General features: G+C 54.8%; 1 pseudogene. It reads right to left on the bottom strand.

From position 1 onward, the window contains the following. Window positions 1-250: pseudogene (locus A3764_RS21505) on the bottom strand (4-hydroxyphenylpyruvate dioxygenase); the annotation flags it as partial.

Below are 250 nucleotides of genomic sequence, written 5' to 3'. Positions count from 1 at the left end.
CCTCGATGTCGAAGAAGCGGATTTCCTTGAAGTTGAACAGATCCCCGTAGAACTTGAACCACTTGTCCATGTTTCCCTTGAAGACGTTATGCGTCAGGTGATCGAGGTAGTAGAACCCCACGCCGTCGGGCTTTGACGTGGCGATCCAGTCATATTCCCAGTTGTAGGGCGAGGTATCGTAGTAGCGGTCGACGAAATAGATCAGCGAGCCGCCGATGCCCATGATGGCCGGCACGTCCAGCACCTTGCC

This window comes from Sulfitobacter sp. HI0129, assembly GCF_001635395.1.
Lineage (GTDB): Bacteria > Pseudomonadota > Alphaproteobacteria > Rhodobacterales > Rhodobacteraceae > Sulfitobacter.
This window is presented reverse-complemented; position numbering and strand designations above follow the sequence as displayed.